The sequence below is a fragment of the Bradyrhizobium centrolobii genome, from assembly GCF_001641635.1.
Classification (GTDB): domain Bacteria; phylum Pseudomonadota; class Alphaproteobacteria; order Rhizobiales; family Xanthobacteraceae; genus Bradyrhizobium; species Bradyrhizobium centrolobii.
Genome location: NZ_LUUB01000071.1, coordinates 31,239 through 51,080 on the forward strand (window position 1 = coordinate 31,239; position 19,842 = coordinate 51,080).

Annotated in this window: 17 protein-coding genes and 1 pseudogene; 7 read left to right on the plus strand and 11 right to left on the minus strand. The window is 64.3% G+C overall.

The window, feature by feature from the left end; all coding sequences use genetic code 11:
* Positions 1–21: 21 nt before the first annotated feature.
* On the minus strand, positions 22–948 hold the full coding sequence (gene ispH, locus AYJ54_RS23060) for a 4-hydroxy-3-methylbut-2-enyl diphosphate reductase (protein ID WP_063702451.1): 927 nt from the start codon (positions 946–948) through the stop codon (positions 22–24).
* A 455-nt stretch (positions 949–1,403) separates the two neighbouring features.
* On the opposite strand from ispH, the gene hpnN reads away from it, so the two are divergent.
* Positions 1,404–3,992, plus strand: a complete 2,589-nt coding sequence (gene hpnN / locus AYJ54_RS23065) for a hopanoid transporter HpnN (protein WP_063702453.1) — start codon at positions 1,404–1,406, stop codon at positions 3,990–3,992.
* Here the strand turns inward: hpnN and AYJ54_RS23070 are convergent.
* Positions 3,960–4,586: a DUF2147 domain-containing protein gene (locus tag AYJ54_RS23070; protein WP_063702455.1), complete on the minus strand. Its 627-nt coding sequence runs from the start codon at positions 4,584–4,586 to the stop codon at positions 3,960–3,962. The genes hpnN and AYJ54_RS23070 overlap by 33 nt on opposite strands.
* A gap of 141 nt (positions 4,587–4,727) precedes the next feature.
* Here AYJ54_RS23070 and hpnO point away from each other — a divergent pair, with 141 nt between their 5' ends.
* Together hpnO and AYJ54_RS23080 are read left to right on the plus strand one after the other, a co-directional pair.
* Positions 4,728–6,119, plus strand: coding sequence for an aminobacteriohopanetriol synthase HpnO (hpnO, locus tag AYJ54_RS23075; protein WP_063702457.1), 1,392 nt, complete (start codon positions 4,728–4,730; stop codon positions 6,117–6,119).
* Positions 6,120–6,222: 103 nt separating this feature from the next.
* Entirely contained in the window at positions 6,223–6,447 is a 225-nt protein-coding gene (locus AYJ54_RS23080) for a hypothetical protein (RefSeq protein WP_063702459.1), read from the plus strand.
* 321 nt (positions 6,448–6,768) lie between these two features.
* Here AYJ54_RS23080 and AYJ54_RS23090 read toward each other — a convergent pair whose 3' ends face one another.
* The 5 genes from AYJ54_RS23090 to AYJ54_RS53515 all read right to left on the minus strand — a co-directional run bounded on the left by AYJ54_RS23090 (position 6,769) and on the right by AYJ54_RS53515 (position 10,177).
* Positions 6,769–7,533, minus strand: coding sequence for an anti-sigma factor family protein (locus AYJ54_RS23090; RefSeq protein WP_063702463.1), 765 nt, complete (start codon positions 7,531–7,533; stop codon positions 6,769–6,771).
* Positions 7,530–8,078 (minus strand): sigma-70 family RNA polymerase sigma factor, encoded by a 549-nt coding sequence (locus AYJ54_RS23095; protein WP_063702464.1) that lies wholly within the window; start codon positions 8,076–8,078, stop codon positions 7,530–7,532. The genes AYJ54_RS23090 and AYJ54_RS23095 overlap by 4 nt, the downstream gene beginning before the upstream one ends.
* Positions 8,079–8,205: 127 nt before the next feature.
* Positions 8,206–8,529: a cupredoxin domain-containing protein gene (locus tag AYJ54_RS23100; RefSeq protein WP_063702466.1), complete on the minus strand. Its 324-nt coding sequence runs from the start codon at positions 8,527–8,529 to the stop codon at positions 8,206–8,208.
* Positions 8,530–8,541: 12 nt separating this feature from the next.
* On the minus strand, positions 8,542–9,480 hold the full coding sequence (locus AYJ54_RS23105) for a metallophosphoesterase family protein (RefSeq protein WP_063702468.1): 939 nt from the start codon (positions 9,478–9,480) through the stop codon (positions 8,542–8,544).
* A gap of 109 nt (positions 9,481–9,589) precedes the next feature.
* Entirely contained in the window at positions 9,590–10,177 is a 588-nt protein-coding gene (locus AYJ54_RS53515; protein WP_063702470.1) for a LysR family transcriptional regulator, read from the minus strand.
* Positions 10,178–10,313: 136 nt separating this feature from the next.
* On the opposite strand from AYJ54_RS53515, the gene AYJ54_RS23115 reads away from it, so the two are divergent.
* Positions 10,314–10,790 carry an L-2-amino-thiazoline-4-carboxylic acid hydrolase gene (locus AYJ54_RS23115; RefSeq protein ID WP_063702472.1) on the plus strand — a complete coding sequence of 159 codons (477 nt, stop codon included), beginning with the start codon at positions 10,314–10,316 and terminating at the stop codon, positions 10,788–10,790.
* A 2-nt stretch (positions 10,791–10,792) separates the two neighbouring features.
* Here the strand turns inward: AYJ54_RS23115 and AYJ54_RS23120 are convergent, their stop codons facing one another.
* Positions 10,793–11,686, minus strand: a complete 894-nt coding sequence (locus AYJ54_RS23120; protein WP_063702473.1) for an alpha/beta fold hydrolase — start codon at positions 11,684–11,686, stop codon at positions 10,793–10,795.
* A gap of 38 nt (positions 11,687–11,724) precedes the next feature.
* Complete coding sequence (locus tag AYJ54_RS23125) at positions 11,725–13,344, minus strand: GMC family oxidoreductase (protein ID WP_063702475.1); 1,620 nt, start codon at positions 13,342–13,344, stop codon at positions 11,725–11,727.
* A 208-nt stretch (positions 13,345–13,552) separates the two neighbouring features.
* On the opposite strand from AYJ54_RS23125, the gene AYJ54_RS23130 reads away from it, so the two are divergent.
* Positions 13,553–14,725 carry a M20 aminoacylase family protein gene (locus AYJ54_RS23130; protein WP_063702477.1) on the plus strand — a complete coding sequence of 391 codons (1,173 nt, stop codon included), beginning with the start codon at positions 13,553–13,555 and terminating at the stop codon, positions 14,723–14,725.
* Positions 14,726–14,801: 76 nt separating this feature from the next.
* Here the strand turns inward: AYJ54_RS23130 and AYJ54_RS23135 are convergent, their stop codons facing one another.
* On the minus strand, positions 14,802–16,424 hold the full coding sequence (locus AYJ54_RS23135; RefSeq protein WP_063702479.1) for an inorganic phosphate transporter: 1,623 nt from the start codon (positions 16,422–16,424) through the stop codon (positions 14,802–14,804).
* A 124-nt stretch (positions 16,425–16,548) separates the two neighbouring features.
* Positions 16,549–17,946, minus strand: a complete 1,398-nt coding sequence (locus AYJ54_RS23140; protein ID WP_063702481.1) for a UdgX family uracil-DNA binding protein — start codon at positions 17,944–17,946, stop codon at positions 16,549–16,551.
* A 165-nt stretch (positions 17,947–18,111) separates the two neighbouring features.
* Here AYJ54_RS23140 and AYJ54_RS23145 point away from each other — a divergent pair, with 165 nt between their 5' ends.
* Positions 18,112–18,915, plus strand: coding sequence for an ImuA family protein (locus AYJ54_RS23145; RefSeq protein ID WP_063702483.1), 804 nt, complete (start codon positions 18,112–18,114; stop codon positions 18,913–18,915).
* Positions 18,815–19,842: pseudogene (locus AYJ54_RS52630) on the plus strand (Y-family DNA polymerase); the annotation flags it as partial. The gene AYJ54_RS23145 and the pseudogene AYJ54_RS52630, both read left to right, overlap by 101 nt.

A 19,842-nucleotide genomic window follows, 5' to 3' on the forward strand; every position in this document is an offset into this window, starting at 1 on the left:
GGGCTGGAAATTCGGGGTAGGTCAGCTTGCAGCCAGTTCGGCCGGAAGCCGGAATTCGATGTTTTCCTCGCGACCTGGCAGCACGGAGACCGTCACCGGTCCGATCCGCCGCAGCGCTTCGATTACGTCATCCACGAGCACCTCGGGCGCCGAAGCGCCGGCTGTGATGCCGACGGTCCTGGCACCTTTCAACCACCCCGGATTGAGCTCGCGGCCGTCGGCGATCAGGTAACTCGCGACACCGGCTTCAGTGCCGATTTCGCGGAGCCGGTTCGAATTCGAGCTGTTGGCGGCACCCACCACCAAGATCAAGTCGACCAGCTTGCTAAGTTCCCTTACCGCAGATTGGCGGTTCTGTGTCGCATAGCAGATATCCCGGATGTCCGGGCCTTGAATATCTGTAAATCGCGCCTGGAGGGCTGCAATGATGTCCTTGGTGTCGTCGACCGACAGCGTGGTCTGGGTGATGTAGGCCACTGGCGTATCCGCCGGCAACGTCAGGGCTTTAACCTCCTCGACGCTCTGGACGAGCAGCACCGGGCCTGGAACCTGGCCCATCGTGCCCTCGACCTCGGGGTGGCCGGCATGGCCGATCAGGATCAGCGTGCGGCCCTTGGTGATGTAGCGCTTCCCCTGATTGTGAACTTTCGTGACCAGGGGACAGGTGGCATTCAGCACCGGAAGGTCGCGCGCGGCGGCCTCTTCCTCGACGCTGCGGGCGACGCCATGGGCGCTGAACACGGTTACCGCCTTGGGCGGAACCTCGGACAGTTCCTCGACGAAGATCGCGCCCTTGTTCTTCAGGCTTTCGACCACGTACTTGTTGTGCACGATCTCATGGCGCACGTAGACGGGCGGACCATACTTCTCCAGGGCCCGTTCCACGATCTCGATCGCACGCACTACGCCTGCGCAAAAGCCACGCGGCTGCGCTAGATAAACTTCCATTGGACGCCCATCACGCAAATTGCACCAATCCGCTCATGTCCCCGGCGGCACCCCGATACTGACCAATGAGCTGCAATATCCGCACCATTGGTTCTTGCGCACGCGGTAACAGCCCACCCCAGTGGGTCCCAAGCGCATGGAGGCACAGCACTTTGTGTCAAAAAATCGGCCGCGAGGAAAGCCGGAATACGGTTCCGGTTCCAGATTGGGCCTGTTTGCCGGTATTATAGTAAATTCGGCGGCGGGAGAAAGGAGCGGCATTTGTCCTCACCCCTTCGTCACTTTCCCGCCTCAACTTGCCGGCTATACCGGCCGCCCTCGCATGATTTTGCCATGGTCTCCCGCCGTTTACTTCGAACCTTCTCCCGGCGAGAACCACTCAAAACAGCAATAGGTTTCGCCCGGGAACTCCGATAAACAGCGGGCGTTTCCGGTTAACACCAGAAAGAAAAGATGTGCTGCAGAGTGTAGTCGTTGCCGTCGTCAGGGCCTGTACCCGGTTTGCCTCTCTCGTCGTCGTCGTCGGGCTCCTGCTGGCGGTCGCAGCGAGCTATTACGCGGCGCGTCATTTCTCCATCAACACCGATATCAATTCGCTGATTTCCCAAAACCTCGATTGGCGGCAGCGCGACCAGCAGTTCGACCGCGCCTTCGACCGCGATGCGACGATCCTGGCCGTCGTGGAGGCGAAGACGCCGGAGATGACGACCGCCGCGGCGGACGCGCTCTATGCGAAGCTGAAGGACGACAAAGCCAACTTCCTGTCGATGCAGCAGCTCGGCACCGGCGAGTTCTTCGAGAGGAACGGCCTGTTATTCCTCCCGACCGAAGAGGTCGCCAAGGCGACCAGCCAGTTCGAATCCGCCGCGCCCCTGGTCGAGATCATGGCGGGCGACCCTTCGATCCGCGGCCTGACTGGAGCGCTGGAGACCGGGCTTGCCGGCGTCAAGCGGGGCCAGGTGAAGCTCGACAGCACCGAGCGGCCCTTCAACCTGATCGCGCAGACCGTCGAGACCGTACTCAGCAAGGGCAACGCGACCTTCTCCTGGCGTGAGCTTATCAGTGACGAGCCGCTGTCGGATTCGGACAAGCGCGCGTTCATCGAGTTCAAGCCGATCCTCGACTACAACGCGCTGGAGCCCGGCAAGGACGCCACCGACGCGATCCGGAAAGCGGCGGCGGATCTTGATTTTCCGACCAGGTACCAGGCGCGGGTGCGGCTGACCGGCCCGGTTCCGATCGCCAACGAGGAATATGCCACCGTCCAGGAAGGCGCCGTCGTGAACGGTATCGGCACCGTCGTGGTCGTGCTGTTCATCCTGTGGCTCGCGCTGCATTCGGCGAAGATCATCTTCGCGGTGTTCGTGAACCTCTTCATTGGCCTCGCGCTGACCACGGCCGCCGGCCTGATGATGGTCGGGTCGCTCAATCTGCTCTCGATCGCATTCGCCGTGCTGTTCGTCGGCCTGGGCGTCGATTTCGGGATCCAGTACAGCGTCCGCTACCGCTCCGAGCGCTACAAGCACGGCGATCTCTCGGGCGCGCTCGTGCTCGCGGCAAAGCGCTCGGCGGTGCCACTGTCGCTCGCGGCGATGGCGACGGCCGCCGGCTTCCTCTGCTTCATGCCGACCGACTACAAGGGTATCTCGGAGCTCGGCCAGATCGCGGGCGTCGGCATGCTGGTGGCGTTCCTCTCCTCGATCACCGTGCTGCCGGCGCTGTTGAAGCTTCTGAACCCGCCCGGTGAGGAGGAGCCGGTCGGTTATGCCTTCCTGGCGCCGCTCGATCACTTCCTGGAGAAGCACCGCGTGCTGATCGTGGGCGGCACGCTGCTGCTCGCGCTCGGCGGCCTGCCGCTGCTCTACTTCATGAAGTTCGACTTCAATCCGATGAACCTGCGCAACCCGAATGCCGAATCGATCGCGACCTTCCTCGACCTGCGCAAGGATCCGAACACCGGCGCCAATGCCATCAACGTGATGACCACGTCCGAGGAGCAGGCGAGGCAGGTCGAGGCCAGGCTCGAGAAGGTGCCGGAAGTGCTGCGGGTGATGTCGCTCGACAGTTTCGTGCCGCAGGACCAGGAGCCGAAGCTGAAGCTGATTGCGCAGGGGGCGAAGGTGCTGAACCCCGCGCTCAACCCGGACCAGATCGATCCGGCGCCGTCGGATCAGGAGAACGTCGAGTCGCTGAAATCCTCAGTCGACAATCTGCGCAGGACCGCCGGCGACGCGAAGGGCCCGGGCGCCGTCGCCTCGCGCCGCCTGGCGGATGCGCTCGAGAAACTCGCCAAAGCGGATGAAGTGACACGCAACAAGGCCCAGGACGTCTTCGTCACGCCAATGAAGATCGTGTTCGACCAGCTCCGAAATGCGATGCGGGCCGAACCCGTCACCCTGAAGTCGCTGCCTCCCGATCTCGTCAACGCCTGGAAGAGCAAGGACGGGATCATCCGCGTCGAGGCGCTGCCCAAGGGCGATCCCAACGACAACGATACGCTGCGTAAATTCGCGGCAGCCGTGCTCGCGGCCGAGCCGACCGCCATCGGCGGACCGGTCTCGATCCTGAAATCCGGCGATACCGTTGTGAAGGCGTTCATCCACGCCGGTATCTACGCGCTGCTCGTGATCGGCCTGTTGCTGTGGATCACGCTGCGCCGGTTCGCCGACGTGCTGATGACGCTGGTGCCGCTGCTGGTTGCAGGCGCGGTGACGCTCGAGATCTGCGTGTTGATCGGCTTGCCGCTCAACTTCGCCAACATCGTCGCGTTCCCGCTGCTGCTCGGCGTCGGCGTCGCCTTCAAGATCTACTATGTCGTGGCCTGGCGCTCCGGCAGAACGAATCTGCTCCAGACCAGCCTGACGCGCGCGATCTTTTTCAGCGCCCTGACCACGGCCACCGCGTTCGGCAGCCTGTGGCTGTCGAGCCATCCCGGCACGTCGAGCATGGGCAAGCTGCTGGCGCTGTCGCTGGTGACGACGCTTGCCGCCGTGCTGCTGTTTCAGCCGGCTCTAATGGGTAAACCCCGCAATCTCAGGGAGTAGGCAGATGTCGCCGACGGGGTCGGCGGCACCCTTCTGACCGGGCTTGGCCGCGCTCGCGGACTTTGCAGTTCCGGGTGCAGGCGCGGTGGCGCCCGTCGTGGCTCCGGCTTTCGGCGCCGCTCCAGGGGACTTTGGCGCGCCCTTGGCCATGGCGTTGGCAAGGCTCGCGGGAATCGGCGGCCCAACGCGCGTCCAGGTCTCACCGCCGCACAGGAAGCCCAAGACGCAGCCCTTGATCTCGAGCTGGTCGGTGCCGACCGGGCTGATGGTCGCGCTGTAGAGCTGACCGTCCTTGGCGTTATAGACCTGACCTTCCCACTGATCCGCGCCAGCCTTCTTCTTCATGTCGATCAGGGTCGGCATGCCCAGCGTCGGCCTGTTCTTTTTTGAGACATCCGGGTTGTTCTCGTCGCGGCCGCCGGGCTGCTTTTCCCAGGAAACTGCGCCCCACATGCTGCCATTGCATTGTGCGACTCGGATGTTGGCGACGCCGTCGGCGACCCGCCAGTCGCCGGTGGGATCGGCGGCGAGCGCCGGTGTCAGGCAGGTGTAACCGCCAGCCAGTAATATTCCGGTGTAAAGGGCCAAACGCATGATATTCCCTTGGCAGTGCAACATGGTCTAAAGCTGTGCTTGCGAAGATGGTCCGAAAAAGGGCAAAAGGCCGCACAGACGGTTTTCAGATACGGTCCGTTTTCTGTTGACGACACGGCCCTCAACCGAAGTATGTAGCGGATGCACAGTCCAAATCCAGACATGTCCCAACTGTTCGCGGACCGTCAGGCCCAGCGCAGCGCCCTGCATAATCGGTACCTGAACGAGCAGTTCGTTCGGGTTCTCAAGACCATCGGTTACGATGTGGGCTTCCAGAAGGGGCAGGGGCAGTACCTCTACGATCGCGATGGCGCCCGCTATCTCGACCTGCTGTCCGGATTCGGCGTGTTCGCGATCGGGCGCAATCATCCGGTGATGCGCGAGGCGCTCAAGAGCGTGCTCGATGCCGACCTGCCCAACCTCGTCCAGTTCGACGTCTCGACGCTCGCCGGCGTGCTTGCCGAGCGGCTCCTGAAATATGTTCCCTATCTCGACAAGGCGTTCTTCGCCAATTCCGGCGCGGAATGCGTCGAGGCGGCGATCAAGTTCGCGCGCGGCGCCACCGGGCGGCCGGGCATCGTCTACTGCGCCCACGGCTATCACGGCCTGACCTATGGCGCGCTGTCGCTGACGGGCGATCCGAACTTCCGCACCGGTTTCGAGCCGCTGCTGCCGGGCTGCACCCCGGTCCCGTTCAACGACCTGGCCGCGCTGGAAAAGGCGTTGTCGTCCCGCGAAGTCGCGGCCTTCATCGTCGAGCCGATCCAGGGCAAGGGCGTCAACATGCCCTCGGACGAGTTCCTGTCGGGCGCTGCCGCGCTGTGCAAGAAATACGGCACGCTGTTCGTCGCGGACGAGATCCAGACCGGCATGGGCCGCACCGGCCGCTTCCTCGCGGTCGAGCACTGGAACGTCGAGCCCGACATGGTGCTCTTGTCGAAGTCGCTGTCCGGCGGCCACGTGCCGGTCGGCGCCGTGCTGACCCGAAAGAACATCTTCGACAAGATCTTCAACCAGATGGATCGTGCGGTGGTGCACGGCTCGACCTTCTCCAAGAACGATCTAGCCATGGCCGCGGGCATAGCCACGCTGGATGTGATGGAATCGGAGAAGCTGATCGAGGCCGCCGCCAAGCGCGGCGCCGAGCTTCGCCTCGCGCTGACGCGCATGGTGCCCGGCTACGAGCTGATGAAAGAGGTGCGCGGCAAGGGGCTGATGATCGGCGTCGAGTTCGGCCCGCCGAAATCGTTGCGTCTGCGGGCCTCCTGGAATGTGCTGGAGGCCGCCAACAAGGGCCTGTTCTGCCAGCTCATCACCGTGCCGCTGTTCAAGGACCACAAGATCCTGACCCAGGTCGCCGGCCACGGCAGCCACACCATCAAGCTGCTGCCGCCGCTCACCATCACCGAAGAAGACTGCAACTGGATCGAGCGCGCCTTCGACGACGTCATCGCCGGCAGCCACAAGGTCCCCGGCGCGATCTGGTCGCTCGGCAAGACGCTGGTGGATAATGCGGTGAGAAGGTCGGCGTAGGAATCGTAGCCCGGATGAAGCGAAGCGCAATCCGGGAGTCCAGATACTTGTGCGATTGGCCCCGGATTGCGCTTCCCTCCGTCCGGGCTACAAGACTGGCAACATGTCGCTTTTAAGCAAGTTGCGCGATGTATTGATCGCTGGCGCAATCTTGTCGATTGCCGTGACGGTTTCCAACGCCGCGCCGTCCGATGATAGCGGCGTCACCGTTTACTCCGACATCTGCTACCACGCGGAGGCGGGTGATCTCCTGGGGACTCGAGTCGTTCTGCTTCGACTCAAGGGCGGAGATTATGTTGTCTATCAGATTGCCGAGAGAGCTTGCTGAACCTCAGATTGGAACGGCAACCGTCGATCCGAAGAACGGAGACATCTCCTTCAAGATTGCGCAGCCTGACCAACCCGGCGCATCGTTCAAGGGAAAGATGACGGCCCAAGCGTTGATCGGGAGTTTCGACAACAAGAATTGGACAAACCGGAAGGGCGAGCAGACCTTCCGCCTGCCGAGGATCGCCGGCCGCCAGCAGTCATATCCGAGCTGCGACTAGTTAGCCTCCGTAGCCGCGATGAAGCGCAGCGAAATTCGGGAATCCAAATCCTTGTGAGATTCGCCCCGGATTGCGCTGCGCTCCATCCGGGCTACGGGTCGTCACCCCTCCACATTCACCTTCATCGCCGCCTCGAACTTGTCGACGAATTCGGTGAGCTCGTCGGCGCCGAGATCGCTGACGGCCCAGAAGTTCAGGCCGCGATTGCCCCAGCGACGGCAGTTGAAGCCCTGCATGGTCTCGGTCTTCGGCGCGCGATACTCGATGTTAGAGGTCTGCGACACGAACAGGTTGATGACATGCTGGCGGCGCCGGTAGACCACTGCGCCGATCGCGCGGGCGTCGATGTAATCGAGCCGGCCGCCGACGAGCGTAAAACCCTGCGCGGTGAGATCGATGACGGGCGGGGCGACATCGAGCTTGCCGTTGAACCACGGCTTGACCGTGTGCTGGTCGGTCGAGATCACGTCGGTGAGGTGGCCCGCCTGGAGCGAGCGCAGATGCGCGGAGACGACCTCCGAAAGGATGCGCTGCTGATCGTCCTGGCGCAGCACCACGGCGACCACGCCGCTGGCGGCGAGGGCGGAGACCGCCGAGCCCATCGCGAAGCCGCGCAACACGGAGCGCCGGCTGGGTTGCCGCTGCGGTTGCGGCAGCGACGCCTCGATGCGCGCGCGCAATCTGTCCGGCGCGGTGTAGCGCAGGTTCGTATCGGCGAGCACGCGCTGCATTTCGCGTTGCGCCGCAAGTTCGGCGGCGCAGGCCGGGCAGCTTGCGATATGCGCCTCGATCTCGCGCGCATGGCCGGCATCGAGCTCGTTGTCGAGCAGCGCGTGAAGCAGGATTTTTGCTTCGTCGCAGGTCATCTCGAGTGCTCCTCTCCCGCCATCCAGGCCGCGCGCAGCATGGCGCGGGCCCGCGCGAGGCGGGACATCACGGTGCCGACAGGCGCGCCGACGGCCTCGGCGATTTCACGATAGGACAGGTTGTTGATCTCCCGCAGCACGAATGTTTCCTTGAACGGTTCGGCGAGCGCATCGATCAGCTTGCGGATGGCGCCGGCATCTCGGCTGCGCAGCACTTCAGTCTCCGGGCTCGCCTCGGTCTCTTGCCACATCGGCGTTTGCTCGGCGGCCCCGGGCGTATCCTCGATCGCGGCGTGCGAATGCGCGCGCCTTGCATATTCGGCGTTGCAGACGTTGCGCAGGATCGCGAACAGCCACGGCTTCATCGCCGGTCCGCGATAGCTGTCAAAATGCTTCAGCGCGCGCAGATAGCACTCCTGCACCGCATCCTCGGCGTCGGAGGCATCGCGCAGCAGATAGCGCGCGAGCGTGTAGACGTCGTCGAGATAGGGCAGCGCAGCCTCGCGGAAGCGTTCGGCCTTTTGCAAATCGTCTGTGCCGGGCATCGCCTCTCGCTTTGCCTCTTGTTTTGCTGGTTGCTTCGTTTCTTCCCTGGGTCCGACTGAAAGTGCACGAGCCCGGCCGGCGTGGGACCACCGGCCGGGCAGCACGGAGATGCCTTGGTTCGAGATGTTACTCAACCTTGATCATCCCCGTCATGTGCGGGTGCAACGAACAAAAATATTTGTAGTCGCCCGCGTTCGTAAAGGTGAAGGAGAACTTGTCGTCGGTGTCCAGGGTCTTGGACCTGAACTTGCCGGCCGACACCACGGTGTGGGGGATGTCGTCCCGATTGGTCCAGGTTACCGTGGTGCCGACCTTGATCTTCATCTCGGCCGGCTGAAAGACGAAATTGTCGATATGCACCTCCATGTCGTCGGCGCGGGCGTTTGTGGCGGGCAGCAGAACGGCCGCGGCCACGGCGACACCGAAGTCGCGGCGAGTGAGCGTCTTCATGGTCGGCTTCCGTCAGCCCTGGAGTGGCGTGTCGATGATGGCAAGGCGCTGATCGCCCTGCGTGAAGTTGACGCTGGCGACCCCGAGCATGGAGCGGAGTTTTGCGTCCTCGACCTTCATTGGCCCGGGCGAGGGGGCTGTTCCCGGCGCCGGCTGCGGGAAGGCAGTGGAGCGCGCGGTGTGGAAGGTGACGTTGCCCTCGACCTTCTGCATCACCTGGTGGATGTGCCCGTTCAGCACGGTGACCGAGCCAAAACCTTTGACGTATTCGAGAGCGCGCGCGCCGTCCTCGGTACCCCAGCCCCATTGCGGATAGACGGTCCAGAGCGGGATGTGGGCGAACAGCACGATCGGCGTGGATTTCGATTTGCCGCGCAGATCGTCCTCCAGCCATTCGAGCTGCTCGGCGCCGAGATTGCCGAGCCCGCCCGCCTTGAGGTCGACGACATTGACGAGGCCGATGAAGTGCACGCCGCCGGCGTCGAAGGAGTACCAGCCCTGGCCCTTCGTGCCGCGGCCGTAGCGTTCGCGATAGAACTTCACCTCCTCGTCAAGGAAGTCGTGTTCGCCGGGCACGTAGTGCACATCCAGCTTGGTCTGCGAGATGATGCGCTCGGCATTGTCGAACTCGGCCGTCTTCGACAGATGGGTGATGTCGCCGGTGTGGATCATGAACGACGGCTTGGCCGGCATCGCGTTGATCTTGTTGACGGCTTCCTCCAGCGTGCCGAGCGCGTTGGGATTGGCCGGCTTGTCGAAGCCGACATGGCTGTCGCTGATCTGCAAGAAGGTCATGCCCGGGGTGGTCGCGGCTTGCGCGGAATCGATGATGCCGAGCGAACGCGGCACGCCGCCCGTGATGGTCCAGAGCACTCCGGTGCCGGCCCAGGTCATGCATTCCAGCACCTTGCGGCGGCTGACGCCGTCTTCGCCATGATCGTGTCCGCTCATCGCGCATCTCCTCTCGCCCGGAATTGGGCTTCGGGGAGGTGATTAGGGGAGGGAGGGACTTATTCCCGGATGCGATGACGATTTCGTGAGCGCCGGAAGGTCCGAGGATTTAGGCGCGCGTTAGAAGTTTGAGCAGCGCCCGGACCTCCCGGCATCCGGCCAGTCCCGGCAGTGTAACGAGTGTGGCAGGGAGAGCAGGGCCGGAAGGTGTCGGCAAGGCTATTCGATCGGCATGCAGGCCCGGCGGGAATTGCGGGGACGTGCGGAGCAATACGTCGAGCTTGCCGTCGATCAGCTTGCCCAAATCGTCCGTTGTGATGAGCTTGGTACGGGGCCGTTCCTCGCCCCGTCGCAAGCCTTCGATCGCGGGATGGCGCCGCTCCGACAGGGCGCGTGAGACACCTACGCGCAAGAACCTGCCTTTGAGGGCGGGCGCGACGTGCTCCGTCGCGTCCGAGATCGCCCGAAAGGCATTGCTGATCAGGGGCAAGTAGCTTTCGCCCTCGGCGGTGAGCAGCAAGCCGCGAGGGAAGCGTCGAAACAGCTGCACGCCAAGACTCGCTTCAAGGCTCTTGACCTGCTGGCTAACGGCTCCGGGCGTGACGCAGAGCTCGTCGGATGCCCGCTTGAAACTCAGGTGACGCGCCGATGCTTCGAACGCGCGCAGACTGTTCAGGGGAGGAAGCCGATAGCTCATCGCAGAACGCCCTTTGCTCGGGAGAAGCCGATCTTCATGGCATAGAAAATCTAAGTCAACACGTCAGAAGATCTGGTTTGCTCCGTTGGTGGCGGCGTGAAACAACCGACCGACCCCATGAAACAGGTGAGCGACAATGGTTGATGCGAGTGAAGTTGCTATCAGTCACCTGCAGCGCCGGAAGATCGAAGGGCGCGTGCTGATCCCGTTCATTCAGGTGCTGCGAGAGCGGCTCGGCGAAAGCGCGATGCGCGAAGTCGTTGACGAAACGATACGCCGGCTCGCCGTCGAGGATGGCGCGAGATGGGCTGCGACTTATGGAAAGGGGCCTTCATCGCTGCGGGCCGTGGCGCAGGAGATCTGGGCAGGCGGCGGCGGCATGGATGTCGAAGTGGTGGACGAGTCCGACGATCATCTCGACTTCAACATCACGCGCTGTCGCTACGCCGAGTTCTACAAGGAGCTGGGGCTTGCTGATCTTGGTGCCCGCGTCCTCTGCAGCCGCGACCAGGCCATGCTGGCCGGGTTCAACGACGAGCTCGAAATGTCCCGGACCCAGACGATCATGGAGGGCGGGGCCTGCTGCGATTTCAGGTTTCGCAAGCGGCCGTAGGGCTACGCCGAAAACTCCCGCACGGCCTGCACCACGAGGGCCGGCGCTTCCTGCGCCACGCAATGGCCGATACCGGCGAAGGCTTGCGTGCTGACGCCCGGAATGAGAGACTCGGCGCGAGCGGCCATCTCCTTGTAGATTGCCCCCGAGGTCTCGGCAGTCGTTACGCGCACGGGGCAATCGATCTGGGTGAGCCACGCGAACGGGTTTCCGCGGGCGTCGCCGGTGTAGATCTGATCCATCGCCTCGAAGATCGGACGCAGGATCGCCGACTCGATCTCGGGCGTGCAGCAGAGCCGCACCCGGCCATTCTCCAGAGGCGCGAAGCCGTGCTTCACATAGGCCCAGAGCGAGGTCTCGGTCCAATCCGCGAACGCCGGCGCGGCGCGGTAGCGCTTGAAGACCGCTTCAAAACTATCGAACTCGGCCTGGCGCCGCAGCACGCCTTGCACCCCGGCGGTAGCCCATTCGCTCAATCCCGCCGATGCGTCGCGCGCCTTGCGCGGATCCATCACGGTCGGCTCCATTACGAACAGGCGCGTGAAACGGCCGCGTCGAAGTTTCGCCGCGAGCAATAAATCCGTCGCGCCGGCGCTGTGGCCGATCCCGTAGACGCCGTGCAGATCGAGCGCATCGATCACCCGGCAGACGTCGTCGGCGTAATCCAGGAAATGATATGCGCCGGGCTTGTGGCTTGCGCCGTGGCCGCGACGGTCGAGTGCATAGACGGTGTAGGTTGACGCAAGCTCGCGCGCGACCTCGTCCCAGACGTCGGCCACGAAACCGGTGCCGTGGAGCAGAAGCGCTGGTGGCTTGCGCTGCTCTCCCTCGCTCCACTGCACAAGCGCAATCTGTGCGCCGGCTGGTCCGATCGAATGGCGATGCTGATTGATCATGGGTTGAGCGGTGATGCGTCGTAGCCTGGATCACGCATTCACTTCGCATCCTCCAGGATCATCGTCGCGCCCTTCTCCGCGATCATCGCGGTCGGCGTGTTTGTATTGCCTGACGTGATGGTCGGCATGATCGAGGCGTCGACGACACGCAGGCCGCCAAGACCGTAGAAGCGCAGGCGTTCGTCCACGACCGCCATCGGATCGTTGACCGCTCCCATCTTCGCGGTGCCGACAGGATGGAAGATGGTGGTGCCGATGTCGCCGGCGGCCTTTGCAAGCGAGGCATCGTCGTCGCCGACGGAGGGGCCGGGCAGGTACTCGCTCGGGCGATATTTGGCGAGCGCCTTCTGCTGCATCAGACGACGCGTGGTGCGGATCGCATCGGCGGCGACCTGGCGGTCGTCGTCGGTGGACAGGTAATTCGGCGCGATGATCGGCTTCTCGTCTGGCGTCGCCGCGCGCAGCCGCACGGTGCCGCGCGAGGTCGGCTGCAGATTGCAGGCGCTGACCGTGATCGCGGGGAAGCGGTGCAGGGGATCGCCGAACTTGTCGAGCGACAGCGGCTGCACGTGGAACTGGATGTTGGCGCGCGCACGCGTTGCGTCCGAGCGGGTAAAGATACCGAGCTGTGACGGTGCCATGGTCAGCGGGCCGCGGCGGCGGAAGGCGTAGTCGAGACCCATCAGGCCGCGGCGGAACAGGTTGTGATAGGTCTCGTTCAGCGTGCGCACACCCTCGACCTTGTAGATCGCGCGCTGCTGGAGGTGGTCCTGGAGATTGCGGCCGACGCCGGGGCGGTCCATCACCACGTCGATGCCGAGCGGCGACAGCCAGTCGGCAGGTCCGATGCCGGAGCGATGCAGCACCTGGACCGAGCCGATCGAGCCGGCCGAGAGGATCACTTCGCGCTTGGCGCGGGCCTCGATGGTCTCGCCGTTCTGGATGAAGCGGACGCCAACGGCGCGGCCCTGCTCGATGATCAGGCGCTCGACCAGTACATGTTTCTCGAGCCGCAGGTTGGGACGGTTCAGCGCGGGCTTGAGGAAGCCGCGTGCCGACGACCAGCGCCGGCCGCGCTTCTGGTTGACGTGGAAATAGCTCGTGCCTTCGTTGTCGCCGGTGTTGAAATCCGGGATGCGCCTGATGCCCATCTCCTCGGCGGCGTCGCCGACGGCATCCAGAACGGCCCATGACAGCCGCGGCGCCTCGATGCGCCAGCCGCCGCCGACCCCGTGATGCTCGCTCGCGCCGAGAAAGTGGTCCTCAAGCCGCTTGAACAGCGGCAGCACGTCGCCATAGCCCCAGCCGGTCATGCCGAGCTGACGCCAATGGTCGTAATCGGCGGCCTGTCCGCGCATCGAGATCATGGCGTTGATCGCCGAGCAGCCGCCGATGACCTTGCCGCGGGGATAGGCCAGCGAACGGCCGTTCAGGCCGGGCTCGGCCTCGGTCTTGAACATCCAGTCCGAGCGCGGGTTGCCGATCGCGAAGAGATAGCCGACCGGGATGTGGAACCAGATCCAGTTGTCGTCGCCGCCGGCCTCTAAAATCAGGACGCGGTTCTTTGGGTCGGCCGAGAGCCGGTTGGCGACGATGCAGCCCGCCGTGCCGGCCCCAACGACAATGTAGTCAAACTCACCTTCGAGCCGCCTTGGCATTCTGTTTCCACCCAAACAGGCGTCATGCCCGGGCTTGCCCCGGGCGTCATGCTTTCCGTCCTATTAGTCGGACGTGGATGGTCAAGACAAGGCGGCAGGTCCGGCCATGATGAGAGGGCAGAGCTACCCCCGGGCCCAGGAAGTTAGGTGGACTGCCGCTTGCATGGTAGACAGTCCTGTATTCCCAATTAAGAGCTTGAGATTCTCCATGCCCATTGTGAACCGTGTCGCCGACCTCCAGCCGGACATCCAGGCCTGGCGGCGGGACATCCACCAGCACCCCGAGCTGCTGTACGACGTCCACCGCACTGCCGCATTCGTCGCGGACCGGCTGCGCGAGTTCGGCTGCGATGAGGTCGTGACCGGCCTCGGCCAGACCGGCGTGGTCGGGGTGATCAGGGGCAAGAAGCCGGCCGGCGAGGGGCTCAAGGCGATCGGCCTGCGCGCCGACATGGACGCGCTGCCTGTCGAGGAGCAGACCAATCTGCCCTACGCATCCAAGAATCCCGGCAAGATGCACGCCTGCGGCCATGACGGCCACACCGCGATGCTGCTCGGCGCGGCCCGCTACCTCGCCGAGACCCGCAATTTCGCCGGCGATGCGGTGGTGATCTTCCAGCCGGCCGAGGAAGGCGGCGCGGGCGGTGCCGCCATGGTCAAGGACGGGCTGATGGAGCGCTTCGGCATCGAGCAGGTCTACGGCATGCACAACGGCCCCGGCATCCCGATCGGCTCGTTTGCGATCCGTCGGGGCCCGATCATGGCGGCGACCGATGAGGTCGACATCAAGATCGAGGGCCTCGGCGGCCATGCCGCGCGCCCGCACAAATGCGTCGATTCCGTGCTGGTCGGCGCGCAGCTGATCACGGCATTGCAGTCGATCGTCGCGCGCAGCGTCGATCCGCTGGAATCGGCCGTTATCTCGATCTGCGAGTTCCACGCCGGCAACGCCCGCAACGTCATTCCTCAGACTGCGGAGCTGCGGGGCACCATCCGCACGCTGACGCCGGAAGTGCGCAAGCTCGTCGAGAAGCGCGTGCGCGAGGTGGTAGCTGGCGTGGCGCAGATCACTGGCGCCACGATCGATCTGCACTACAAGCGCAATTATCCCGTGGTGAACAATCATGCCGCGCAGACCGAGGTGGCGACGCGCATCGCGAAGCAGGTCGCGGGCGAAGCCAACGTGCACGAGATGCCGCCCCTGATGGGCGGCGAGGACTTTGCCTACATGCTGGAGGCACGCCCGGGCGCCTTCATCTTCTGCGGCAATGGCGACAGCGCCGGTCTGCATCATCCCGCCTACAATTTCAACGACGAGGCGATCGTCTACGGCACGTCCTACTGGGTCAAGCTGGTCGAGGAGTCGCTCGCGGCGTCGTAAGCCTCGACACCGAAACGGAATGGAAAAGGGCCCGTGCATCAGCACGGGCCCTTTGTTTTTCGAGTGATGTGATCCCTCAGAACACGCGCGAGAAGACGTAGTAGAGCACGCCCGAGATGATCATCGCGGCCGGCAGCGTCAGCACCCAGGCCATGGCGATGTTGCGGATCGTCGCCCATTGCAGGCCCGAGCCGTTGGCGGCCATCGTGCCTGCGATGCCGGACGACAGCACGTGCGTGGTCGAGACTGGCAGGCCGTAGACGTCGGCGGCGGCAATGGTGGCGGCCGCGGTGATCTCGGCGCATGCACCTTGCGCGTAGGTCAGGTGCGTCTTGCCGATTTTCTCGCCGACGGTGACGACGATGCGCTTCCAGCCGACCATGGTGCCGAGGCCGAGCGCGATGGCGACCGCGATCTTCACCCAGCCCGGGATGAACTTCGTGGCGCTGTCGAGCGAGCCCTTGTAGGCGTTGAGCACGGCGACGTCATCGGCGCTGAGCTCGGCTTCCTTGTCCTTCATCAGGAAGCGGAGCGCTTCCGAGACGAGGTACATGTCGTTGCGGGTGTTGCCGACGGCCTCGGCGGGAACCTTGGCGAGCGAGCCGTAGGTGGTGACCTGCTTTGCGATATCGCGCACGAGCACGGCGAGCGATGGGAACGTGCCGCCGGTGACTTCGCGTTGCGCGACGTAGTTGGTCACGGCGGGCCGCGGGTTGCCGATCACGTTGTAGCCGGCGGCCTTGGCCTCGATCACCCTGCTTGCCGCTTCGGAGTTCGTGACGAATTGCTCGATCTGGCTTGCCGGCATCGCGCGGTTGAGCGCGTAGGCGGTCGGCACGGTGCCGATCAGGATCAGCATGATCAGGCCCATGCCCTTCTGGCCGTCGTTGGAGCCGTGGAAGAAGCTCACCAGCGTGCAGGTGAGGATCAGGATGCCACGGATCCACCACGGCGGCGGCTGGTCGCCCTTCGGCTCGCCGAACAGCGCCGGCGTGGCGCGCAGGAGCACGCTGCGCAGGATCAGGAGCAGGACGGCGGCGAGCGCGAAGCCGAACAGCGGCGACAGCAGGAGCGCCTTGCCGATGTTGGTGGCCTGGGACCAGTCGACGCCCGACGTGCCGCTGCGGCCGTGCAGGACCGCGTTCATGATGCCGACGCCCATGATCGAGCCGATCAGCGTGTGTGAGCTCGAGGCCGGCAAGCCGAAATACCAGGTGCCGACGTTCCAGATGATGGCCGCGATCAATAGCGCGAACACCATGGCGAAGCCGGCGCTGGAGCCGACCTGGAGGATCAGCTCCACCGGCAGCAGCGAGACAATGCCGAACGCGACCGCGCCGCTCGAGAGGAGGACGCCGAACAGGTTGAACATGCCGGACCACACCACGGCGACGTGGGCGGGCAGGGAGCGCGTGTAGATCACGGTCGCGACCGCATTGGCGGTGTCGTGGAAGCCATTCACGAACTCGAAGCCAAGCGCGATCAAAAGCGCGATAAAGAGCAGGAGGAAGGGCGCGATGGTCTTGACCTGCGTGCCAGTCGCATCGACGTCGACCCAGATGCTGTAGGCCACGAAGAGCAGGGCAGCGGCGATGACCCCCATATAAATCACGCCGGTGAGCGGATGGAATCCGCGGTCGAGGTCGGGCCCCCTACGCAAGGCTGGCTCAATGGAGCCAGGCAAAGCAACATCACTCATTGGAATTTCTCCTGTCCCAAGGCCCCGATTTTGCGCGCGGCATGTGACAGCCAGTTGAAATGGTTGACGAACAGTTGAAATGACGGGGGCCTCTCCACCGTCGATTGCTATGCAAGGGAGGCCGTCAGGCGGCGCGGGCGGACTTTTTCTGCAAACCGGCGGCGATCTTCAGGTCTTCAACAAAGCGCTGATATTCCAGCACCTTGGACTCGGGATCAGGGAGCCGCAACAGATAGGACGGATGCACCGTAACCAGGGCCTTGCGGCCGTCGGGAAGGTCGATCAGCCGGCCGCGGTTCTTGCCGATCGACGTGATCTTGCCGAACACGCTTTGCGCGGCGGTCGCGCCCATTGCTACGACGAGATCAGGCTGGATTGCTGCAAGTTCCCGCTCATACCATTGCCGGCACGCCCGGATCTCCGGCGTGTTCGGCTTCTGGTGCAGGCGGACCTTTCCGCGCGGCACGAATTTGAAGTGCTTCACCGCGTTGGTGACATAGACCTTCTTGCGGTCAACGCCGGCTTCCTCCAGCGCGCGGTCGAGCATCTGGCCGGCCGGGCCGACGAAAGGATGGCCGGCAAGGTCCTCCTTGTCGCCGGGCTGCTCGCCGACCAGCATGATATTGGCGGACTTCGGGCCCTCGCCGAACACGGTCTGCGTTGCATCCTTGTAGAGATGGCAGGCGCGGCAATGGGCGGCGTCCTCGCGGAGCGTTTTGAGATCGTCGGTGGCGGATTTGCGTGTCATGGCGGGCTCCCGAGGCGGGTTGATCCTTCCGCCGGTCCAGCGTTCGGCATCTGAGAGCAGAGGTTCAAGTATCGAGGCTTCCGACAGGTTCCTCCGGCGTCTCTTCGGCGCTTCCGGTGCGATCGGCCGGTCCGGCTGGAAGTGGCGGCGCCAGGTTTCCTCCAGACGGTTTGGTGCGGGCATCTCTGTCTGGCTGATCCCCGGCGTGAAGGAGATCGCGTGACCGTCCCAATGGGCGCAAATGTCGGGCGTGAGGATCGACCAGGGCATGTCGGCATAGCGGCGCGCGAAGAAGGGGGCCGCGAATTCGACGATGTGATGCTCCGGCACGAACCAGGCGGCGTAGTGCGCCTTGTGCTCGCGTCCGATCTCGCGGAAACGGACGACGTCGCGCATTCGCTGCACGTCGCGATGCACGCTGCCCGCCATCGCGGTGGCTATCGCGACGTCGGGATCAGTTCTGGTCTCGAGCAGATCATGGTCGCTCCGCAACCGCCACAGCAGGCGATAGAGCAGCGCAAAGCGCTCACTGTTGCGATGCAGGACCGCGACGCGGGCGAGCTCGATGAAATTGGCCGGCACGCTGAAGGTGTTGTCGGTCTCGATCGGCGGAAGGCTGGGCGCTTCGCACAGGCCGGGCGGCACCTCGTCTTTCGCAGGGCCTTGCATGCTCCACGTCACGTCGGCCGGAGCGACGTGGTGCAGCGCGAGCGCGCGTGCGATTTTGCGCCAGCCGTCGAAATCGGTCTCGCTGTCGAGGGTGATGAGGTACATGGCACTTGAATCCTCTTGATTCCGCTCATGAATCCGCTGAGGCGCCAATTCGGTTGACTCCGGGGGCACCGTTAGCTTTATATTAGAACATATCATGAACAAATGAGCCAGCCGCAGGTTTTCTTTTTGAGAACATCGGCAATCACCTCTGAAGGAGCGGCGAGCATGAGCGGCGCACGTAGAAGCGCGCTTGCGACCTTGCGCGGCCAGATCGAGCGCATCGAGATGGCGGAGGCCGCGCATCATCGCGATCGCGTGGCGCTCGGCCACAGCGAGGCCGATAGCGCGTTGCAAGGTGGGCTCGCGCGCGCAGCGATCCACGAAGTGTTTTGCGAGGGCCGCCAGGGCGCGGCCGCGACGGGTTTTATCACCGGCCTTGCGGGCCGCGTGACCGCACGCCGGCCGCTGCTATGGGTGCGGCAGGATTTTTCGGAAGTTGAAACGGGCGCGCTGTCGATGAGTGGGCTCGCCGAGCTCGGTCTCGATCCGCGCCGCGTGGTGATGGTGCGCGCCGCCGATGTGGAGAGCGCGTTGCGTACGTCCGCCGATGCGCTCGCCTGCGATGCGCTGGGCGCCGTCGTGCTCGAGCTCTGGGGCGAGACAAGACAGTTCGATCTCGTGGCGAGCCGCAAGCTGACGCTCGCCGCGCAAGCCTCGGGCGTAACCGGGCTCTTGCTGCGGATGGCGGCGCAGCCGCTGCCCTCGACCGCGGAGACACGATGGATGCTGCGCGCGGCGCATTCGCCGCCGGGGTCGGCTTCAATGCCTGCGGCGCCTTGGAGTGCCTGGGGCGCGCCGCGCTTCGATGCCGAGCTTCTCCGAAATCGTCATGGCCCTTGCGGCCGGTGGATCATGGAATGGAAATGTGATGAGTGCCTGTTCAGTGAACCGTCGGCGTATCCTCAGCCTATGGCTGCCGCGCCTGCCCATCGACCGGATCAAGCGGTTCTTCAACGGCGGGCTGGGTAAAGACAAAGCGTTTTCAAGCGAAGTGGATGCCGGTTCGCGTGAGGAAAACGCGTCAAAACGCAACGATGAGCCCAGCATCGTCGTCGCCAAGGAGAACAACGCGCTGGTGATCCATGCGCTCGACGAAGCCGCCGAGCGCCTCGGCCTGCACATCGGCCTGCCCCTGGCGAATGCGCGGGCGATGTGTCCGGACCTGAAGGTGTTCGACGCCGATGTCGTGGCCGATGCAAAAACGCTCAGCGACATCGCCGACTGGTGCGACCGCTTCACGCCGCTGGTGGCACTCGATCCGCCACATGGGCTGTTCCTCGACATCACCGGCTGCGCGCATCTGTTCGGCGGCGAAGCTGCGCTGTTGCAGACGCTCGTCCGTTCGCTTGCCCGCCAAGGCTTTGCCGTCAGCGCGGCGATTGCCTCGACCTCGGTCTGCGCGCGGACGCTGACGCGGCAGGCACCCAGCACCATCGTCGCCGATGGCGGAGAGGTGGAGGCGGTCAGCCGGCTTCCGGTCTCCGCGCTCGGCGCGGGCGAAGCCATCACCGTCGGCCTGCGCCGTGCGGGACTGAAAACCATCGGCGATGTCGCTTCGCGCGAGCCGCACGAGATCACGGCACGCTTCGGCGCCCGGTTCTCCACGCTGCTCGCGCATGCGCTGGGGCAGGGCGATGCGCCGATCAGTCCGCGCAAGCCGCTGCCTGACTACATCGTGGAAAAACGTTTTGCCGAGCCGATCGCGACCGACACCATGATCGCGATGACGCTGTCGCGGCTCGCCGATATGCTTGTTACCTCCATGGAGAAGCAGGGCAAGGGGGCGCGGCGGCTGGAAGCTGCCTTCTTCCGTACCGACGGCGTGGTGCGCGCGATCATGGTCGAGACCGGGCGGCCGGTGACGCGAAGCGTCGTCATCGACCGCCTGTTTCGCGA

What these genes read in the sequence shown, in the direction of transcription:
- ispH (WP_063702451.1), bottom strand. Translation starts at nt 948, where the DNA reads ATGGAAGTTTATCTAGCGCAGCCGCGTGGCTTTTGCGCAGGCGTAGTG.
- AYJ54_RS23070 (WP_063702455.1), bottom strand. Translation starts at nt 4,586, where the DNA reads ATGCGTTTGGCCCTTTACACCGGAATATTACTGGCTGGCGGTTACACC.
- hpnO (WP_063702457.1), top strand. Translation starts at nt 4,728, where the DNA reads ATGCACAGTCCAAATCCAGACATGTCCCAACTGTTCGCGGACCGTCAG.
- AYJ54_RS23080 (WP_063702459.1), top strand. Translation starts at nt 6,223, where the DNA reads ATGTCGCTTTTAAGCAAGTTGCGCGATGTATTGATCGCTGGCGCAATC.
- AYJ54_RS23090 (WP_063702463.1), bottom strand. Translation starts at nt 7,533, where the DNA reads ATGACCTGCGACGAAGCAAAAATCCTGCTTCACGCGCTGCTCGACAAC.
- AYJ54_RS23095 (WP_063702464.1), bottom strand. Translation starts at nt 8,078, where the DNA reads ATGCCCGGCACAGACGATTTGCAAAAGGCCGAACGCTTCCGCGAGGCT.
- AYJ54_RS23100 (WP_063702466.1), bottom strand. Translation starts at nt 8,529, where the DNA reads ATGAAGACGCTCACTCGCCGCGACTTCGGTGTCGCCGTGGCCGCGGCC.
- AYJ54_RS23105 (WP_063702468.1), bottom strand. Translation starts at nt 9,480, where the DNA reads ATGAGCGGACACGATCATGGCGAAGACGGCGTCAGCCGCCGCAAGGTG.
- AYJ54_RS53515 (WP_063702470.1), bottom strand. Translation starts at nt 10,177, where the DNA reads ATGAGCTATCGGCTTCCTCCCCTGAACAGTCTGCGCGCGTTCGAAGCA.
- AYJ54_RS23115 (WP_063702472.1), top strand. Translation starts at nt 10,314, where the DNA reads ATGGTTGATGCGAGTGAAGTTGCTATCAGTCACCTGCAGCGCCGGAAG.
- AYJ54_RS23120 (WP_063702473.1), bottom strand. Translation starts at nt 11,686, where the DNA reads ATGATCAATCAGCATCGCCATTCGATCGGACCAGCCGGCGCACAGATT.
- AYJ54_RS23125 (WP_063702475.1), bottom strand. Translation starts at nt 13,344, where the DNA reads ATGCCAAGGCGGCTCGAAGGTGAGTTTGACTACATTGTCGTTGGGGCC.
- AYJ54_RS23130 (WP_063702477.1), top strand. Translation starts at nt 13,553, where the DNA reads ATGCCCATTGTGAACCGTGTCGCCGACCTCCAGCCGGACATCCAGGCC.
- AYJ54_RS23135 (WP_063702479.1), bottom strand. Translation starts at nt 16,424, where the DNA reads ATGAGTGATGTTGCTTTGCCTGGCTCCATTGAGCCAGCCTTGCGTAGG.
- AYJ54_RS23140 (WP_063702481.1), bottom strand. Translation starts at nt 17,946, where the DNA reads ATGTACCTCATCACCCTCGACAGCGAGACCGATTTCGACGGCTGGCGC.
- AYJ54_RS23145 (WP_063702483.1), top strand. Translation starts at nt 18,112, where the DNA reads ATGAGCGGCGCACGTAGAAGCGCGCTTGCGACCTTGCGCGGCCAGATC.